At 35.3% G+C, this 19,344-nt stretch carries 20 protein-coding genes; all 20 read left to right on the top strand.

The genetic code is table 11. The features are described 5' to 3' along the window. Window positions 1–7 precede the first annotated feature (7 nt). The 20 genes from asnB (at window position 8) to ABD000_RS01910 (ending at window position 19,344) form a co-directional block, all read left to right on the top strand. Window positions 8–1,789 (top strand): asparagine synthase (glutamine-hydrolyzing), encoded by a 1,782-nt coding sequence (gene asnB / locus ABD000_RS02005; protein WP_343763158.1) that lies wholly within the window; start codon window positions 8–10, stop codon window positions 1,787–1,789. Window positions 1,790–1,878: 89 nt separating this feature from the next. Beyond that, window positions 1,879–2,787, top strand: coding sequence for a hypothetical protein (locus ABD000_RS02000; RefSeq protein ID WP_343763155.1), 909 nt, complete (start codon window positions 1,879–1,881; stop codon window positions 2,785–2,787). Then, complete coding sequence (locus ABD000_RS01995) at window positions 2,780–3,565, top strand: FkbM family methyltransferase (protein WP_343763153.1); 786 nt, start codon at window positions 2,780–2,782, stop codon at window positions 3,563–3,565. Before ABD000_RS02000 ends, ABD000_RS01995 begins: the two co-directional genes overlap by 8 nt. Next, a complete protein-coding gene (locus tag ABD000_RS01990; RefSeq protein WP_343763151.1) occupies window positions 3,566–4,519 on the top strand; it encodes a hypothetical protein in 954 nt (317 codons plus the stop codon). 118 nt (window positions 4,520–4,637) lie between these two features. After that, window positions 4,638–5,912: an ABC transporter ATP-binding protein gene (locus ABD000_RS01985; protein WP_343763149.1), complete on the top strand. Its 1,275-nt coding sequence runs from the start codon at window positions 4,638–4,640 to the stop codon at window positions 5,910–5,912. Next, entirely contained in the window at window positions 5,912–6,538 is a 627-nt protein-coding gene (locus ABD000_RS01980) for a sulfotransferase (protein WP_343763147.1), read from the top strand. Before ABD000_RS01985 ends, ABD000_RS01980 begins: the two co-directional genes overlap by 1 nt. Then, window positions 6,538–7,614: a DegT/DnrJ/EryC1/StrS family aminotransferase gene (locus ABD000_RS01975; protein WP_343763145.1), complete on the top strand. Its 1,077-nt coding sequence runs from the start codon at window positions 6,538–6,540 to the stop codon at window positions 7,612–7,614. Before ABD000_RS01980 ends, ABD000_RS01975 begins: the two co-directional genes overlap by 1 nt. Further along, a complete protein-coding gene (gene cysQ / locus ABD000_RS01970; protein WP_343763143.1) occupies window positions 7,607–8,413 on the top strand; it encodes a 3'(2'),5'-bisphosphate nucleotidase CysQ in 807 nt (268 codons plus the stop codon). Before ABD000_RS01975 ends, cysQ begins: the two co-directional genes overlap by 8 nt. Before the next feature lie 215 nt (window positions 8,414–8,628). After that, window positions 8,629–9,087: a DUF2061 domain-containing protein gene (locus ABD000_RS01965; protein ID WP_343763141.1), complete on the top strand. Its 459-nt coding sequence runs from the start codon at window positions 8,629–8,631 to the stop codon at window positions 9,085–9,087. Continuing rightward, on the top strand, window positions 9,087–9,692 hold the full coding sequence (gene cysC, locus ABD000_RS01960) for an adenylyl-sulfate kinase (protein ID WP_343763139.1): 606 nt from the start codon (window positions 9,087–9,089) through the stop codon (window positions 9,690–9,692). The genes ABD000_RS01965 and cysC overlap by 1 nt, the downstream gene beginning before the upstream one ends. After that, window positions 9,685–10,590, top strand: coding sequence for a sulfate adenylyltransferase subunit CysD (gene cysD, locus ABD000_RS01955; protein WP_343763137.1), 906 nt, complete (start codon window positions 9,685–9,687; stop codon window positions 10,588–10,590). Before cysC ends, cysD begins: the two co-directional genes overlap by 8 nt. 90 nt (window positions 10,591–10,680) lie before the next feature. After that, on the top strand, window positions 10,681–11,937 hold the full coding sequence (locus ABD000_RS01950) for a sulfate adenylyltransferase subunit 1 (protein WP_343763134.1): 1,257 nt from the start codon (window positions 10,681–10,683) through the stop codon (window positions 11,935–11,937). 19 nt (window positions 11,938–11,956) lie between these two features. Continuing rightward, window positions 11,957–12,679 carry a WbqC family protein gene (locus ABD000_RS01945; RefSeq protein ID WP_343763132.1) on the top strand — a complete coding sequence of 241 codons (723 nt, stop codon included), beginning with the start codon at window positions 11,957–11,959 and terminating at the stop codon, window positions 12,677–12,679. A gap of 6 nt (window positions 12,680–12,685) precedes the next feature. Next, window positions 12,686–13,537 (top strand): sulfotransferase family protein, encoded by an 852-nt coding sequence (locus ABD000_RS01940; protein WP_343763130.1) that lies wholly within the window; start codon window positions 12,686–12,688, stop codon window positions 13,535–13,537. After that, window positions 13,524–14,498 (top strand): glycosyltransferase family 2 protein, encoded by a 975-nt coding sequence (locus ABD000_RS01935; protein ID WP_343763127.1) that lies wholly within the window; start codon window positions 13,524–13,526, stop codon window positions 14,496–14,498. Before ABD000_RS01940 ends, ABD000_RS01935 begins: the two co-directional genes overlap by 14 nt. 53 nt (window positions 14,499–14,551) lie before the next feature. Then, the gene (locus ABD000_RS01930) at window positions 14,552–15,619 is read left to right on the top strand and encodes a glycosyltransferase family 2 protein (RefSeq protein WP_343763125.1); all 1,068 of its coding nucleotides are present in this window, start codon (window positions 14,552–14,554) and stop codon (window positions 15,617–15,619) included. A 19-nt stretch (window positions 15,620–15,638) separates the two neighbouring features. After that, entirely contained in the window at window positions 15,639–16,550 is a 912-nt protein-coding gene (locus tag ABD000_RS01925; protein WP_343763123.1) for a glycosyltransferase family 2 protein, read from the top strand. Between the two features lie 7 nt (window positions 16,551–16,557). Beyond that, window positions 16,558–17,277: a sulfotransferase family 2 domain-containing protein gene (locus tag ABD000_RS01920; protein ID WP_343763121.1), complete on the top strand. Its 720-nt coding sequence runs from the start codon at window positions 16,558–16,560 to the stop codon at window positions 17,275–17,277. Further along, entirely contained in the window at window positions 17,274–18,197 is a 924-nt protein-coding gene (locus ABD000_RS01915) for a DUF6625 family protein (protein WP_343763119.1), read from the top strand. The genes ABD000_RS01920 and ABD000_RS01915 overlap by 4 nt, the downstream gene beginning before the upstream one ends. Window positions 18,198–18,228: 31 nt before the next feature. Further along, window positions 18,229–19,344: a polysaccharide pyruvyl transferase family protein gene (locus tag ABD000_RS01910; RefSeq protein WP_343763117.1), complete on the top strand. Its 1,116-nt coding sequence runs from the start codon at window positions 18,229–18,231 to the stop codon at window positions 19,342–19,344.

Raw genomic sequence — 19,344 nt, 5'->3', positions numbered from 1 at the left:
TAGGAGTATGTGTGGAATCATAGGACATTATTCAAGTAAAACTAAAATCGACGCAAGTGTTTTCAATCGTATGCGTGATACGATGACACATCGTGGACCAGATGGATGTGGTACAGAGGTGTTTGAAGATAGTCATTTAGCCTTTGGTCACCGCAGATTATCCATTATAGACTTGAGCGAAAAAGGACATCAACCCATGTCTAATGAAGATCAAACGGTATGGTTAACGTTCAATGGAGAAATTTATAATTTTCAGAAACTTAAAAAGGCATTAGAAACATCGCATACATTCTCCTCAGATTCAGATTCTGAAGTATTGATTCATGGATATGAAGAGTGGGGGTTTCAGGAATTGCTGCAAAAGCTAAAGGGGATGTTTTCGTTTGCACTATATGACCAAAAAAAGCACCAGATTTTTGCGGCAAGAGATCGTTTCGGTATAAAACCATTTCATTACTATAAAGATCAGGATCATTTTGTATTTTCTTCTGAAATCAAGGGAATAACCAGCGCACCTTTTATTTCTAAGGAAATTGATACTGATGCACTGGCCGATTATTTTACCTATAGTTACGTACCACACCCTAATACCATTTGGAAAGGAATAAAAAAATTAAAGCCTGCGCATTACTTAATTTTTGATCTTGTGTCCAATGAAATCGAACAAATGCAATATTGGGAGCTAAAGGTTAATAATGAAGTTCTGGATGAAGATATTGCTATTGAGCAAACAGATGTACTGTTGCGCCAAGCAGTAAAAGAACATATGGTAAGTGATGTTCCGGTAGGATTGTTTTTAAGCGGAGGGTACGATTCTTCAAGCGTATTAATGCACATGAAGGATGAGGCGCAAGAGGTAAATACATTTTCACTGGGGTTTAAGAATTCATCCAATAGCGAACATATACAGGCTAGAGCAATCGCGGAACATTTTGGAGTACAAAATCATCTCGAAATGTTGGGAGAAGAAGAAAATTTCATCGCATTTATTGATAATTTACTGGAATATTACGATGAGCCTTATGCAACGTCATCCATGATTCCCTATTTCCATATTTCTAGGTTAGCTGCTAAGAATGGAAAGGTAGCCCTGGCAGGCGATGGAGGAGATGAGGTATTTGCAGGGTATCGCTGGCATTATGAAATTGATGAATTTGAGAAATCCCGATCGTGGAAATACAGATTAAAACGTGTTATTAAAGGAGATCGTCAAAAAATCTTGATTGAAAAATATTATGCTGCGATGACCGGAGTATTTAAGCACATGATGCAGCATAAGGTGATTAATGAGAATTTGCTTACGAAAATGAAGAACCGAAAATTTTGGTACTACGATCAGTTTTATTCTGCCAAATTAGATGCCGTAAAGCAGTTTCAATGGTTGGATACAAAGACCTTTATGCTAGAATCTTGCCTGGTCCGTGCAGATCAAAGCAGCATGGCACATTCATTAGAGGTGCGTGTGCCATTTTTAGATCATGAATTGTTTGAATTTACATTTAATCTTAAACCCTCGGTATACTTAAAAAAAGGAATTAAAAAATTCCTCCTTTTTAAAAATCTTGAAAAGAGAATTCCAAAAGAAGTGTTGGATATGCCTAAACGGGGATTTAGCTGGCAACACTTAACAAAGCTAGAGACAAATTTTTACAGTGATCTCGTCAATCAAGGTCAACTTGTAAAACATGGAATTATAACAAAAAAAGTAGATTTTAAAAAAATGGGAGGAAGATTAGCATTTCATCTGCTCATCTTAGAACGATGGTTTAATAAACACAACCCGCTATAATCAAAAATCATAGTTTACATATTGCAAAGTATGATACGCTGTGGATTGTACGTAGTGCAGGTGAGCGAACCGCCAAACTTTGTGCGCATTTGATCAAAGAGTATTTTAATCCAGATCATCTGGTTACTATTGCAGAACGACCTTTTACAGCCGCAGTAAAAAAGAGTTTTTCGCTTGGCGCTGAAAGTGGTGTAAAGTGGACAATATGTATTGATGCAGACGTACTACTAGAAAAGGAAGGGATTCTTTCATTACTCGAATTTGCCGAAGATACTGATGAGCATATATTTTGTATTCAAGGACAGGTTTATGATAAGCTGATCCCGATAAAACGTGCTGCCGGTAATCATATCTATAGAAATTTACTAATGCTCAAAGCTTTGGAAGTTATTCCCGCAGATGTTACACTTAAACGACCCGAAAGTGAAACTACCCGTGCAATGAAAGCGCTTGGATATTTTACGTATCAAACAAATATTTTAGTTGGTATTCATGATTTTGAGCAGTTTCACAGCGATATTTTTAGAAAGTGTTTTATACATGTGAATAAACATGAGAAAGCACTGGTGCCCTTAATTATAGACCACTGGTACGCAAATCGTGCTGAAGATAATGACTTTGAGTCCGCATGGTTAGGGGGACTGGCAGGGAAGTCACATGAAGGTGATTTAATTATAGATCAAAATTTTCAACGAGAAGCAGCTCAAAAATTATTAAGCTTTAAAGCTATTCAGGAAAAGAAAGCCATTGATATAAGTGTATTTGAATCTCGGCAAGTAGAAATGATTATTAGAAGTTTTGAAATTGATTCTGCTATGCTTAAGTTAAAAAATCCAAGAGTAGAGCAAATTTATTTGAAAGATTTCCCATCCATTAAAAAAGTTAATAGTAGAGAGCGTATAGTAAACTTTATGAAGAGGGTTTTTGGAAAGATTTTAATTGTTCTGGGAAGAAAAATGATTAATTTACAACTTCGCTTAACGAATCCCAATGAATAAACCTACTTCAAAATTTACATCATATATACCAAATTTATTTTCGCATATTACGGTTTTTGGTAAGATTGCCGGGGCACGAATATTTTATGCAATGAAATCAGGAAATACAAAATCTATACGTGTTCCTGGATTTAAGTATCCTATCTCAATTAGGCCTAATTCAACAGATATACCCACATTTTACCAGATATTTTTTGAAAAGCAGTATGAGATTTCTCTTAACTATAAGCCGTTAACAATAATCGATGCTGGTGCGAATACCGGTTTTAGTGCAATATATCTGGCAAATAGATTTAAGAAAGCGCATATAGTAGCAGTTGAAGCTGAATATAACAACTATAATATGCTTAAGACTAATACAGCTTCTTATGAACAAATAAGTTGTCATCATAATGCTTTGGCATACCAAAGTAATAAAGAAATTGCAGTCATAGATAATGGGGCAGGAAGTTGGGGTTTCACAACTTTTTCAAAGCTTAAAAGTTCAAATAAAACTAAAAAAAATAACGTATACACCCTAAGTATTCCTGACATAATGGAAGAGTACGGATGGTCAACCATTGATGTGTTGAAATTAGATATTGAGGGAGCTGAAAAGGAACTTTTTGAAAAAGACTATTTTTTGTGGTTACCAAAAGTAAAATGTTTGGTGATAGAATTGCATGATCTCAAAAATCCGGGCACGTCGAAAATCTTTTTCAATGTGATTAGCTCTTATGATTTCTATTTCTATCCAAAAGGTGAAAATCTTGTGTTCATAAACAAAAAACTTGAATAAGTGATCACCTCTCAAAATATTTTATGGGTAATACGATCGGCCGGTGAACGAACGGTTGATGCATGTAAAGAGCTCATAGAAGCCAGTGTTCCGAGTGATCATGTGGTACTAATTAATGAAAGACCATTTAGTGCAGCTCTTAAAAAGAGTTTTCAGCTATGTACAGACAGTACTTTTGAGTGGTCAATTCATATTGATGCAGATGTTCTTATCTCTATGAAAGGATGCGAGGAACTAATCGCAAAAGTTAATCAGGTAGATACTACTGTATTTTCTGTACAGGGAGTGACTATTGATAAGTTCATACCTATTTATCGAACTGCAGGAAATGGTATGTATCGAAATAAGGTCTTAAAGCAGGCTTTATCTCTTATTCCTAATGACGGCGAGGCATTGCGACCTGAGGGAGAATTAATTGATCGCATGCTTAAAAAGGGGTATCAAAAACTACGCACCAATAATATTGTTGGTGTACATGATTATGAACAGTACTATCGTGATATATACCGTAAAGTTTTTCTGCACTCTAAAAAGCATTTGAATGTACTTGGAATGGCTAGTAATTACTGGTTAGATAATGCGACAATGGACCGGGACTACACGATAGCCTTGCTTGCCAGTCGTGTAGCAAAATACTATGAGGGACCACTATTCCTTACCCCGGGATTTCAAAAAGAAGAAATAGAAGTATTGTTTCATCTCAATGATATTCAGGAGAAAGGCCCACTTCCAAAAAACTCATTTTCCAAAAAAAATGTTTCAACAATTGTTGAGAATTTTACCGCTAATCAGGATCTTCAGCAAAAAAAATATCCCGAATACTATACTGCGGAGTTCTTGATGACATTAAAATCAGCGTCAACTCGTACACGTTCTGCGCTCCTAACATCCATAGGAAGTGAACTCAAACGATCAGGAAAAAAATTAATACATAAAGGTAAACTAGACAATTAAAAGGTCGCCAATATAAATAGCACTTTTTTGAATTAGTATACATCAAGGATACTAATTTGTCTATTCACGAACATTATTTTCAAGAACAAAAGTATATTTGCAAATTAGTAGTTAGGATATGGGAGAAACAATCTTAAAAGTTGATCAGTTATCAAAGCAATATCGTCTAGGGCAAGTAGGAACAGGCTCCTTGAATGATGATGTGAAACGTTTTGTATTTAAAGCGTTAGGTAAGGAAGATCCTTTTTCGAAAGTGGGGGCAGAGAATGACCGCAGTAAATCTGCAGATACTGATTATGTTTGGGCATTAAGAGATATTAATTTTGAAGTAAAAAAAGGCGAGGTACTAGGGATAATTGGACGTAATGGTGCAGGAAAATCGACATTGCTTAAAATACTTTCAAGAGTTACCGGCCCCACAGAAGGAACTGTAAAGTCAAGGGGGCGTATAGCGTCACTTTTAGAAGTAGGAACAGGATTTCATGAGGAACTCACCGGGAGAGAAAACATATTTCTAAATGGGGCTATTTTAGGAATGACAAAGCCAGAAATTGCTTCAAAACTTAACGAAATTATAGAATTCTCAGGATGTCAAATGTTTATTGATACTCCGGTCAAGCGTTATTCAAGCGGGATGAGGGTTCGCCTTGCTTTTGCAGTAGCGGCCCATCTAGAACCAGATATACTGGTAGTCGATGAAGTCTTGGCTGTTGGTGATGCCGAGTTTCAAAAGAAGGCCATCGGTAAAATGCAGGATATCTCTACCGGAGGTGGGCGTACCGTTCTTTTTGTAAGTCATAACATGGCTAGCGTTAAGAGTTTATGTACTCGTGCAATCGTACTTCATAACGGTACTACTGTTTTTGATGGAAACGTAGATCAGGCCGTCAATTACCATCTTAATGGCGGAAATGACACTTCCGGAATTACGAACTATGATTTTGCGCATAATCTATCTGCTAGTAATACGGATTTTGAGCTTAAACATTTTAAAGTTCAGGCAAGAAATAAAGATGTCGGAGATCCAATCAGCAGAGAAGATGATATTGTCTTTACCTGCTCTATGATAAAGAAAACCTCTGATAACATTAACATTGTCCTAAAATTTAAGGATGACAGTGGGAATTTTCTCTTTACGACAAACTTTAGAGAGATCAAAGAGCAAACCGGCCCTTTAGAAACAGAATTGGTTATTCCTAAACTATTTCTAAATGAGGAAACCTTCTACGTTGATTTCCTGCTCACTAATGGACGAAAATCTATTTTTAGTGAAAATGATATTGTTCAATTTGTAGTAATACAAGATTCAAGAGAATTGGGACAATGGATGGGGAAATCTCCCGGGCCTTTAAAACCCAGCTTCAATTGGAAATTAAAACAACTTTCTCAATAATGAAATGGTTCGCACAAAAAGAGAAAGTATTTTGCATTGGTAGGAATAAGACAGGAACGACCAGCCTTGAAGCAGCACTTAAGGATTTCAAATATAGAATGGGTGATCAAAAGCTGGGAGAGCGATTAGTAAATGAGTATGCTAACGGAAATTTCAAACCCGTTTTGAAGCTATGTAAAACTGCTGATGCTTTTCAAGATGCTCCTTTTTCATGGCCATATACTTGGCTGATTTTGTACCATTACTATCCTAATGCAAAATTTATTTTGACCGTTAGGGATGAAGAAAAATGGTATGAATCTGTGGTGTCTTTTCATTCTAAACAATTTAAAAATGCTCAAGGTCCGCTGACCAAGGAGGATATGAAAGAAGTGACCTATATTTACAAGGGTTGGTTGTGGGAGGCAAATCGTGCGATCTGGAAAACTCCAGAGGATGACATTTATAAGAAGGATATGCTGATTGCTAATTATAGAAGGCATAACGAAGACGTTCAGCATTTTTTTAGGGATAAGAATAATTTATTAGTCTTGGATGTATCAAAGGACGATGCTTACAGTAAGCTCTGTAGTTTTTTAGATAAACCTAAGTTACGAGATAAATTTCCTCATAAAAATGCTCGCTAATGATCAATGTAACCCAATCTTTTTTACCCCCGCAACAAGAATACCAGGCTATCTTGAAACGAGCATGGGATAATGCATGGCTTACCAACAGGGGAGAGCTTACAAAAGAACTAGAAGGGAAACTAAAAGAATACCTAAGTGTTAATCATATTTTGTTACTCACCAACGGGACACTTCCTATTCAAATTGCCATTAGAGGATTAGGATTAACCGGTGAGATAATTACCACTCCATTTAGTTATGTAGCTACAACTTCTTCTATCGTTTGGGAACACTGTACACCGGTTTTTGTTGACATTGATCCGGATTATCTTACGATTGATGAGACAAAAATTGAGGCAAAAATCACTTCTAATACTTCGGCGATTATGGCTACTCACGTTTTTGGAAACCCATGTCATGTTGAGGCCATTGAAGAAATTGCAAAAAAGCATAACCTCAAAGTTATTTACGATGCAGCGCATTGCTTTGGGGTAAGATATAAAGGAAACTCTATCTTTAATTATGGTGATGTGAGCACCTGTAGCTTTCATGCTACTAAACTCTTTCATACTGGTGAAGGGGGTGGATTGTTTTGTAACGATAAAGAACTTGAAGGGCATCTTTATTATCATCATAATTTTGGTCATATAGATCCATACACTTTTTATGGATTAGGTATAAATGCGAAGATAAGTGAACTACAAAGTGCTATGGGGCTAGCTGTTTTTCCTTATATGGATGAAATTATCGAAAACAGGACACGTTCTACAAAATTGTACACTAAAGAATTTGAAAACTCATCAATACGAACATTAAAAATCAGGGAAGGCACTACCTGGAATGCAGCTTACTATCCTGTAATTTTAAAAAATGAAGAAACTATGTTGCATTGCCTTAATGAATTACAAAAAAATAATATAAATCCACGGCGGTATTTTTATCCATCCCTCAATACATTAAAATACGTTAAATATCAATCTATGCCTGTTTCTGAAAATATTTCAAAACGAATTTTATGTCTTCCACTTTATTACGATCTGGAACCAGAGGTAGTGCATACTATTTCAACCCTACTTAAACATATTCATGAATAATAATATAAAAATAGCTATTCAAGCTTCACTCAAAGCTGGTGAGATCATCATGAACATCTATGAACGAGACTTTGAAGTAGAAACTAAAAAGGACAATTCGCCCCTCACTGAAGCTGATCAAAAAGCTAATGCAGCAATCATGTCTTTCTTAGAAAAAACTGATTATCCCATCATAAGTGAAGAAAACAAACAAATTGATTACGCTACAAGAAAACAATGGGATACCTGCTGGATTGTTGATCCTCTGGATGGAACCAAAGAATTTATTAAGCGTAACGGTGAATTTACAGTTAACATAGCACTAGTCAAAGATGGCCTGCCAAAACTGGGGGTGATTTATGTTCCTGCTACAAAAGAACTGTATTATGCAGATGTTGATCAGGAAGAAGCCTATCGGGTAAAACTATTAAAACATTCTACCTCTTTGAAAGATATCAATGAGTATAGAAGATCAATTAGGCCTGAAAGAATTGAGGATGTGACCTCTGTTAAGGTAGTAGGAAGCCGCTCTCATATGAGCCAGGCAACCTTAGATTACATGGAAAAACTTAAAGAGAGAGGAAAAGAAGTTGAAGTGGTGTCTAAAGGAAGTTCTTTAAAGTTTTGTCTAGTAGCTCAGGGCGATGCCAACATATATCCTCGATTTGCACCAACCATGGAGTGGGATACTGCCGCGGGGCAAGCTATTTGTAATGCTTTGGGTATAGATGTAATTTCTCAAGAAACTCAGCAGCCTATGTTATACAATAAAGAGAATTTATTGAACCCATGGTTTATCGTGGGTAACGTGCAGGTATAAGAAAAGAGAAAACAGAAGTGATTTAATCATACAAAAATGAGTTACACTTCTCAATGTGGTAATTCCTAAAACCAATAAGGTAAACCACCAATAAAAGCAATTACACATGGAGATGAAAGGAAGAATTACGAATCTCATCTTATAAACAAACAATTTTTTAAGTGAGAATCTTAAATTAATAAGATGACAATCCTCAAACTTTAATCTAGAATTCATTGGCAACCTACAAAAAAGAATCACACCTACGCAGTTTACTTAAAGGAATCTCCTGGCGTATAATTGCTACAACAGATACTATTTTAGTAGTTCTTTTGATTACCTGTTTATTTGGTCAATGCAGCATCCAAAGTGCCATAGCTATTGGAGCAGCAGAGTTTTTGATCAAACTGGCTGTGTATTACGTACATGAACGACTTTGGCAGGGAAGGTCAAATGCCCGTATAGTTTCAAAGCATGCAATTTTGTACAAAACACTTTCATGGCGTGCAGTAGCTACCACAATGACGTTTATTATCTCAGGAGCAGTATTAGAATCCTTTGATGAGATAGCAATGATCATTGCGGTGACTGAGTTATTTACTAAGTTTGCACTTTATTACGTACATGAGCGAATTTGGCTTACGCTTCCGTTAGGGAAAATAAGAAATTCGGTGTATAAATTTTTCGGCAGGTAATGCAAAGAAATATTGTTCAGCATCAATTTAAAGTTTCGCAACAAGATCGCGAAGATCTCAATGGGCATCCTGGAATGTTAATCTGGTTTACAGGACTTTCGGGATCAGGTAAATCTACGATTGCAAATATTGTGGAACAACGCCTGGTTTCAGAAAAAATACACACTTTCATTTTAGATGGAGATAATATTCGGCACGGATTAAATAAAGATCTTAGTTTTTCTCCCGCAGATCGAACCGAAAATATTCGTCGTATTGCAGAGGTGGGAAACCTCATGGTGGATGCAGGACTAATAACGTTAGCTGCATTTGTATCTCCTTATAAAAAAGACCGAGACGATATTAGGACTATTGTGGGAGACGAACGGTTTCTAGAAATTTATATTGATACACCGGTGGAAGAATGCGAACGCCGAGACACTAAAGGTTTGTACGAAAAAGCACGTAAGGGCGAGATTGAAAATATGACAGGTATTTCTGCACCATACGAAGCACCAGATAATCCTGATCTAACCATAAAAACCGAAACAGAGTCACCTGAGGAGTCTGCTGAAAAGGTCATGGTATTTATTTTACAGAAATTGAAGAAGACGAATCATGAGTAAATATTATTTAAACTATCTAGACGAATTAGAATCTGAGGCTATTTACGTCTTACGTGAAGTATGGGCGCAGTTTGAGAATCCGGTAATCCTATTTTCAGGCGGTAAAGACTCTATTTTAGTAACACATTTGGCAAAAAAGGCATTTTATCCGGCTAAGATTCCGTTTCCATTACTCCATGTGGACACCGGGCATAATTTTCCCGAAACGATCAACTTTAGGGATAAACTAGTGGATGAGTTAGGTGTTCAATTGTTGGTGGGATCAGTACAAAAATCCATTGACGAAGGTCGCGTGGCCGAAGAAAAGGGCAAAAATGCTACGCGTAACGCACTACAGATTACGACACTTTTGGATGCTATTGAAGATCATAAAGTAGATTGTGCGATCGGTGGAGGTCGTAGGGACGAAGAAAAGGCAAGAGCTAAGGAGCGTTTCTTTTCACATAGAGATGATTTTGGACAGTGGGATCCTAAAAATCAACGACCAGAATTATGGAATATCTTTAATGGTAAACATTTTGAAGGAGAGCATTTTAGAGCATTTCCGATTAGTAATTGGACAGAAATGGATGTGTGGAACTATATCAAACGTGAAGAGATCCAGATTCCCTCATTATATTTTGCTCATGAACGCGAATGCGTGTGGAGAAGTGATTCATGGATTCCAAACAGTGAATATTTAAAATTAGAAGATGGCGAAGAGATCGTTACTAAAAAGATCAGATTTAGAACCCTAGGTGATATTACAATAACCGGAGGAATGGAGTCAGATGCGGATACGTTAGAAAAAATCGCTAACGAAGTTTCAACAATGCGTAAAACAGAACGTGGTAATCGTACAGATGACAAGCGCTCAGAAAGTGCTATGGAAGATCGCAAAAAGCAGGGGTACTTCTAAATCACAAAATCAACATTAATTAATTCTCTTTTTGAGAGAGGATCGGGATGATACATTATTATCTCAATATCAATCCAGAACAAATAATACATGGAACTAAATAACAATCAATTATTGCGATTTACTACTGCAGGTAGTGTAGATGATGGTAAAAGTACACTTATAGGAAGGCTTTTATATGATTCAAAATCAATTTTTGAGGATCAGCTGGATGCTATTGAAGCCACGAGTAAACGAAAAGGGCACGAAGGAGTCGATTTGGCACTTTTTACTGATGGATTAAGGGATGAACGAGAACAGGGAATAACCATTGATGTTGCGTATAGATATTTTACGACACCTAAGCGTAAATTTATTATCGCAGATACTCCCGGGCATATTCAATATACCCGTAATATGGTCACAGGAGCCTCCACGGCCAATGCAGCTGTAATTCTAATTGATGCCCGTCATGGAGTTATAGAGCAAACCAAACGTCACTCATTTATCGCTTCGTTGTTAGCTATACCGCATATCATTGTGTGCATTAATAAAATGGATTTAGTAGACTACCAAGAAGAGGTTTATAATAACATTATTAGTCAGTTTGAAGAATTTTCTTCTAAGTTGATTATTAAAGACATTCGCTTTATTCCTATTAGTGCATTAGATGGAGACAATGTGGTTCACCGTTCAAAAAATATGGATTGGTATCAAGGTGCACCATTGTTGCATACCTTAGAAACGATGCATATTAGTAGTGATATAAACAAGATCGATGCACGTTTCCCAGTACAAACTGTATTGCGTCCTCAAAGCGAAGAACATCGTGACTACAGAGGATACGCAGGTCGTGTGGCAAGTGGGATATTTAGAGTAGGAGATGCAGTTACGGTACTACCATCAGGATTTACTTCAACGATTAAATCTTTAGATGTATATGGGGAATCTCTTGAAGAAGCCTATGGGCCTATGTCCATTTCTATGACATTAGAAGATGATATTGATGTAAGCAGAGGGGACATGATTGTTAAATCTAATAATCAACCAGAGGTGGGTCAGGATATTGACGCCATGTTGTGTTGGCTGGGAGATAAGCCTGCAAAACCCAGAGCGAAATACTTTATTCGTAACACGAGCAATGAGCAAAAAGCGATGATCAAAGAAGTGGTCTATAAAATAGATATTAACACATATGATAGAAATACCGAGGATAAGGAGTTGAGTATGAACGATATTACCAGGGTAAAACTAAGGACAACAAAGCCTTTGATGTATGATGAATATCGTCAAAATAGGATTACAGGTAGTCTTGTTTTGGTCGATGAGATGACCAATGAAACAGTCGCAGCAGGAATGATTGTGTAATTATAAGCATTAAAAGATCATGAAGCTGGCAATTATGCAGCCCTATTTTTTCCCTTATATAGGGTACTTTCAGCTAATTAAATCCACAGATAAATTTATTTTTTTAGATGATGCAGCTTTTATCAAAAAAGGCTGGATAAACAAAAACAGGTTTATAGTAAATAATAATCAGGATTATTTTTTCTCTGTTCCATTATCTAAACCAAGTCAAAACAAAAACTTAACAGAAATTGAGGTTAGTCAAACTGAGTTTGACCACTGGAAGATTAAATTTTTTAAAACACTTCAACAGCGCTATAACAATGCTCCATACTATGATGAGGTAATTAATTTAGTTCGTGCGGTTTTTAAAGATAAAGGTAATACAATTGGATCATTAGCGGCTACATCTGTTATACAAACGTGCGAATTTCTTGACATACCACATAATTTTTCATTTAGTTCATCTAAACATGGTAGAAACAACGATCTCAAGGGACAAACGCGCATTTTAGAGATATGTAAGGAAGAGGGTGCTAAATGCTATGTTAATATGATAGGGGGAAAATCGTTGTATGATTATCCTTACTTTGAGAAGGACAATGTACAACTAAGCTTTTTAAATCCTAAATTCATATCTTATAATCAGGATCGGCATGAATTTGTAGGAGGTCTTTCTATATTAGATGTATTGATGTATAACTCAGTAGAAAAAATTAAGACGATGCTAGAAAATTATACTCTTATTTCCAACGTTAATTAGATGGAGATGTGTCATCCATTATTTATTATTGGTAATCCAAGATCTGGAACTTCGCTCTTTAGATTGATGTTGACAAATCATAAGGATATTTGCGTTCCTCCAGAATGTGGCTACATCTTATGGTGGTACGACAAATACAAAGACTGGAATTTTAATCAGGAAAATGTAAAGAGCTTTATTATAGATCTGAGCACGTCAAAAAAAATAGAGACCTGGAAAATTGACTTTAATGATCTCAAAAAGTTCGTAATCACTAATGAACCAGCTACATACGCTGATTTATGTCTCGCAGTGATTGAATTTTATGCCATTAAAAATAATCAAAGAGGAATTTTTCTGGGAGACAAGAATAATTATTATATCAACCATTTGGCTCAGCTTAGCGAAATTTTTCCTTCAGCATATTTTTTAGGATTAATACGCGACGGGAGAGATGTCGCTTGTTCTTACAAAGCGATCAGAGAATTAAAAACTTCCTCCCCATACAAACCAAAACTTTCTGATCACATTGAAACGATTGCGAAAGAATGGGTAGAAAATAATACTCAAATGGCTGATCTTTTTGAAAAAGTTGATAAAGCTAGAATTTTCAGATATGAAGATGTAATTTCTAACCCTAAGAGTACGCTCACAGACATTTGTTCTTTTTTGGGAGTAGCATTTGATCAACACATGTTGGATTATTACAAAGACGATTCTACTAAGGAGCCTACTGCTACGCTTGATTGGAAAAAGAAAACGTTACAGGCTCCTGACTCAGATAACATAGGTAAATATTCTCATATATTAACACCCCTAGAGATAGAGCGTTTTGAGAATATCGCTGGTAACCTTCTTAAAGCGAATGGCTACCTCTAGTTCATCCCCGACAGTAAGTATACGCTTGATGACGTATATGCATGAAGAATTCATTGACAGTGCAATGGATGGGATAATGATGCAACAATATGATGGTCATATCGAAGTTGTTGTAGGGGACGACTTTTCCACTGATAATACCCTGAAAATCATCAAATCCTATGCTGATACAGATCGAATCAAAATCAAAATCTTAGAAAGGTCAAAAGGCGATGGGTATTGGCAAAAAAGACAGCAATTAGGAAGACTTTACAATTTTGCAAATATTATAGAAAACTGCACGGGTGACTACATTGCTTTATTAGACGGGGATGACTATTGGACAGATCCACTTAAACTGCAAAAACAGGTGGATTTCCTTAAAAAAAATACACATTTTGTGATCTCTGGTCATGATGCCTATGTTGTAGATGAGAATAATAATCAGATTGACTCTTTACGGATTAATGAGTCAAATGATGTTGATTATACTGAGCATCAGTTAAAATGTGGAGCTTTTCTATTGTCTTTGTCTATTGTTTATAGAAATGTGATTAAGACATTCCCAAAAGAGTTTTTTGAAGTAAATAATGGAGATACTTTTTTAATTGCTTTACTTGGAGAACATGGTAAGGGTAAGTTTTTGAGTACAATAAGACCGGCATCTTATCGTATACATAGTGAGAGTATCTGGAGTTCAAGAAGTGAGTTTGAGCGTCGTTACAATAGAATGATCCTATTTCATGGATTGTATTCATATTTTCATGCTCAAAAAGATCATGAAATGAGTATCTACTATAACAAACAGCTTGAAGATTTTCTTGTTAGTTTATTAAGTTACCCAAGGAATGATGAGAAATATGATAGAAAGAAATATATGCATGTTGCAAAAATTTATTTTAATCATCTCAAGCCCTACAGATCTTGGATTCTTTCTAAATATATGTTAAGAAACATAAGCTATTTTCTCATTAAAAGATAATTAAATTTGACGATGATTTTACGTGGTACGGTTATAATAGACCATCTTGAATTATGAAAAACGATGAGTTAAGCTTCAAGCAATTTAAACGTCAGTTTCAAAACGAAAAAATTGATATTGTAGGTGGAGAGTCTACAAACCGTCCCAAAGTATCAGTTTGTATTACTGCCTATAATCATGAAAAATATATTAAAGAGTGTTTGGATAGTGTTCTAAGGCAAAAGACTAATTTTCCGGTTGAAATATTAGTGGGCGAAGATAATTCAACTGACGCTACAAGAGCAATTTGCGAAAGTTACGCATTAAAATATCCTGAAAGAATCACTTTATTTTTACATCAAGACTCTAATAAAATATTAGTACGTAAAGCAGCAATAGGAAGATTCAATTTTGTTTATAATATATACCAGGCAAAAGGAGAATATATAGCATTAATAGATGGGGACGATTACTGGAAAGATCCACTTAAACTTCAGAAGCAAGCTGATTTTTTAGACGCCAATACATCTTACGTAGCATGTTGTCACAATGCAGTTATTATTAATTCTGAAGGGCGACAAATACATCAATCAAAGCTAAAATTAAAAGAAGATAGAGTCTACAGTGAGAAGGAACTTAGGCAAGGAGCTTTTTTGCTTACCTTAACGTTGATGTTTAGAAATAAAGTGAGAAGTTTTCCGAAGGAATTTTTTGAGGTATTCAATGGGGATACATTTCTAATCAGCTTGTTGGGAAGTCATGGTAAAGCAAAGTACCTTCATAACATGATACCAGATGCCTATCGTGAACACGAGGGTAGCATCTGGAGTTCTAAAAACCAATTTGAGCAACGCTACGTGAAATTACTTTTTGCGCGGATATTACATCAATATTACGAACGCATTAATGACTTAGACACCAGAGAGTATTATAAACATAGGATTGAATCTTTGGTTATGAATTTGATAAGTTACCCAAAATTAGGGAAGCAATATTCGCCAAAAAAGTTTAGAACGGTACTGAGTATATACCTGGCATATCAAAAACCGTATAAATCAAAACATCATGCAAAACATTTTTTAAAACATAGCTATTACTATATTTCCAGTCAATTATCTGGTCATAATAGCCCTACTGCTTAATATTATGAAGCATTATCCCATGGTTTCAATTATCATTCCTGCGTACAACAGAAGTCATATTATTGGAGATACGATTGCAAGTATTATCAATCAGTCCTATACGAACTGGGAATGTATTGTGGTCGATGATGGCAGTACAGATGACACATCAAATCTTCTAGAACGATTGATGAAAACAGAACGACGCCTTAGTTATTACAAAAGACCTTCACACATAAAAAAAGGAGCGAATGCCTGTAGAAACTATGGCTTAGAAATGAGCAAAGGAGATTACATCCAATGGTTTGATAGCGATGACTTAATGATGAAGGAGAAAATAGAGGTAAAAATAAGTCATGCACTAACCTATAAAGCAGACGTGATTAAAGATGCTCATAGCACGAATCCTGTAAAGATTTATCCAAAAGAGCACGTGACTTCTTTCACATCTTCAGATTTTTACATTGATTATATATTAGGGAAAAAGCCTATGATTACTAACGATGTAATGCTAAAACGCTCAGCCATTGGAGATCATAGATTTGATGAGAATATCCATAAAGCACAGGAATACGAATTTTTTGGCAGAGTTTTTTGTCAAAAACTCACGTATGTTTTTACAAATTTACCTTTGGCTGTATATAACACGACCAGCGATTCTATCTCCAATAAAACAGCTCAGATAAACAAAAAACAACAATTTTCACTGATTTATCTAAGCAAAAAATTAATGGAGACGCACAGCAACAATCCTTTGATCATAGCTAAAGCAAAACGTCAGGGAAGAAAGACGTATAAAAAACTAATGCTGCATGGAAAGGTTAACTGGATTTGTGAAGAATTATCATTTTTTAGAATTTGTCACAATAGGGATAGCGTAACTTTTTTAGGATACGCGTTATATAATTATATTACGAAAAAAGGATTTGACCGAATTAAGAAGGGTAGCTAAAACAGTCATGAAATCGTTGAAAAATAAAATTTATCATTTACTACCGGGTTCAATCAGGGAAGTTGTTCGAAAAAGACAGTCGATAGCCACGTATAATCCTGAACAATGGAAATCACCAGAATTCGTATCCTCAATAGGTGCATTAGATTACTATAAATGCATTTTCGTGCATATTCCTAAAAATGCAGGTTTATCAGTATGTTATACGTTATTTGGCAATACAGGGGGTAGTCATCGAAAACTCCAACATTACCAAGATATCTTTCCAAAAACAACATTTGAACGGTACTTTAAGTTTGCATTTGTACGAAATCCTTGGGATAGATTAGTGTCTACTTATTTTTTTTTAAAGGAAGGTGGTATTACTAAGAAAGATGCTCTTTGGGCTAGACAGCACTTGGGAAAATTTAATGATTTTGAGTCATTTGTAAAAGGATGGTTGACCGAAGAAAACATTTCAAGATCCCTGCATTTTCAACATCAACACGTCTTTTTGACAAAAAAGAATGGACAGCCGGGAATGGATTTCATCGGAAGATTAGAAAACATTGATGAGGATTTTAGTACTATTGCCAAACGTTTAGGAATTGAACGAACATTAAGGAAAAGAAACACTTCTTCCCGAAAAAAGGATTACCACTCCTATTATACGCAAGAAACTAAGGCGATTGTGGCACAAATTTACGCAAAAGATATTAGTATGTTCAACTACACATTTGAATCATGAAATCCATTATCTTAATTATTCCTTATTTTGGAAAATGGCCCGTATGGTTTGATGCATACTTAACGTCCATTTCTTATAATCAAACAATTCACTGGTTATGTCCTACAGATTGCGAAATTCCAGATGATTATCCAAAGAATATAACTTTCTTAAAAACTGACCTTAAAGAGTTAAATTTTCATATCAATCAAACTGTTGAAACAAAGGTTCCTTTAACCCCCAGAAAGTTTTGTGATTTAAAACCCGCCTACGGAGATATCTTTGGAGAGCATATAGACGGATATGATTTTTGGGGTTTCTGTGATATGGACGTTATATGGGGTGATATTCGCTCCTATATGACTGATGATTTGCTTGGACGCTATGATATTATATCAAGTAGAAAAGGAGCTATTTCAGGTCATTTTAATTTGTTTCGAAATTCTGTAGATATCAATACACTGTATAAGCTAGTAGACCACTATAAGGATCTATTTGAAAAGAAGAAGTTCATGTGGTTTGATGAACAAATTCTCACTCAATTCATTCAAAAAAAGATTTTAGATGAGGATTTTAAGTATAAAGTGTATTGGGAAAAACCTTTGTTAAATCATATCAATGGTACCGGTGCACAAGAATACGTATTAGACAGGTGGCTTTTTGATCAGGGTAAATTATATCAAGTAGACCTCCAACCTAAAAAAGAGCATATGTATCTTCACTTTATCAACTGGAAACAAACCATGACCAAGTGTGAGGTAAATTACAAAGAAAATCAAGCTGAATTTTACATCTCTTACAATGCTATTCATTTAAATGCCCACAAAAAAGAGGTCAAATTTATTAATAATATTAGGAATATCTTTGGTGGATATCATGCAAAACTTAGAAAGAATAGATATAAAAAACGCTTGAAAAACATTCTTAAAAAGCTCAATTAATTAAATAGTAAGACAAAATCCAGCTTTACATATGAGTATTAAGGGATATATTAAGGTTATTAAGGATGAAATAAGGATGTTACCAAGAGGCATTTCATTTCTATTGAATTCTAAAAAGAAAGCGATATATGTTGGATGTACTGATATGGATAATTTAGGTGATGAAGCAATCTATGATGCTATTGAATCTATGTTAAAGACTAAGATAGCATTGTACAAATTATCTTATAAGAAACCTTCTGCGGGTAAAATATTCAGGAAGTATTTTATTGAGAATCCCGATTATATAGTCTTAGGTGGAGGTACAATCATTAGAAAAGCAAAAAACGAAAGCTATTTAAAATTACTTTATCACTTCAAAGGCAGGTACCCAAATGCAAAAGTAATAACCTTGGGGCCAGGTGTAGCCGATCCTGAATTTGCAAATGAAATTGGATTTCCTATTGATATTCCCTCATGGAAAGAGATACTCAAAGATTCGCCTTTTATTTCAGTTAGGGGGATTTTATCAAAAAAAGAAATTCAATCATGGGGTATTTCTAATGTTGATATTCTACACGACCCTGGCGTTTATTATACTAGACAGAATTTAAAAAGAAAGAAAAAGAATAAAACCATAGGTATAAATTTTTGCAATATTGGAGATAGGATTCATGGGGCTGATAAAAGTGTAGTAGAAAAATTTGCCTTTAACTTTGTGCAACGTTTAATAAATGATAATTGGAACATATACTTATATCCTACTACTAAATCAGACCTTAATTACATGCTTAATACTATAAGTCTCAAGAAGTTTAGCGAACTTCGTTCTTATGAAAATTATGAGCGAATTTCAGAGGCTATAGACTTTCTTGAGGGATTAGATGTATTTGCCGGCCAGCGCTTGCATGCGATGATTTTTTCGGCAGCTGCACACACACCTTTTCATGCCTTTGAGTATGAACCAAAAACCAGTGACTTTTTAAATACGATTGGTTTTTATAATTATTCGACCAAAGTGAATCAGCTTGATGTTGAGAACATAATCCATAAAATAGATGGACTCTATGATAATTTGGATGATGAACAACTTAACTTATTTAATGCATTGACTTTAGCTAAAAAAGAACAAAGTGATTGTCTAACATCATTTCTAAACACAGTTTAA

Origin of the sequence: Gangjinia marincola, from assembly GCF_039523415.1 — a bacterium.
In the GTDB taxonomy this organism is placed as follows: domain Bacteria; phylum Bacteroidota; class Bacteroidia; order Flavobacteriales; family Flavobacteriaceae; genus Gangjinia; species Gangjinia marincola.
Note: the sequence above shows the minus strand (reverse complement) of the source record. Positions and strands in the feature narration are given on the sequence as shown.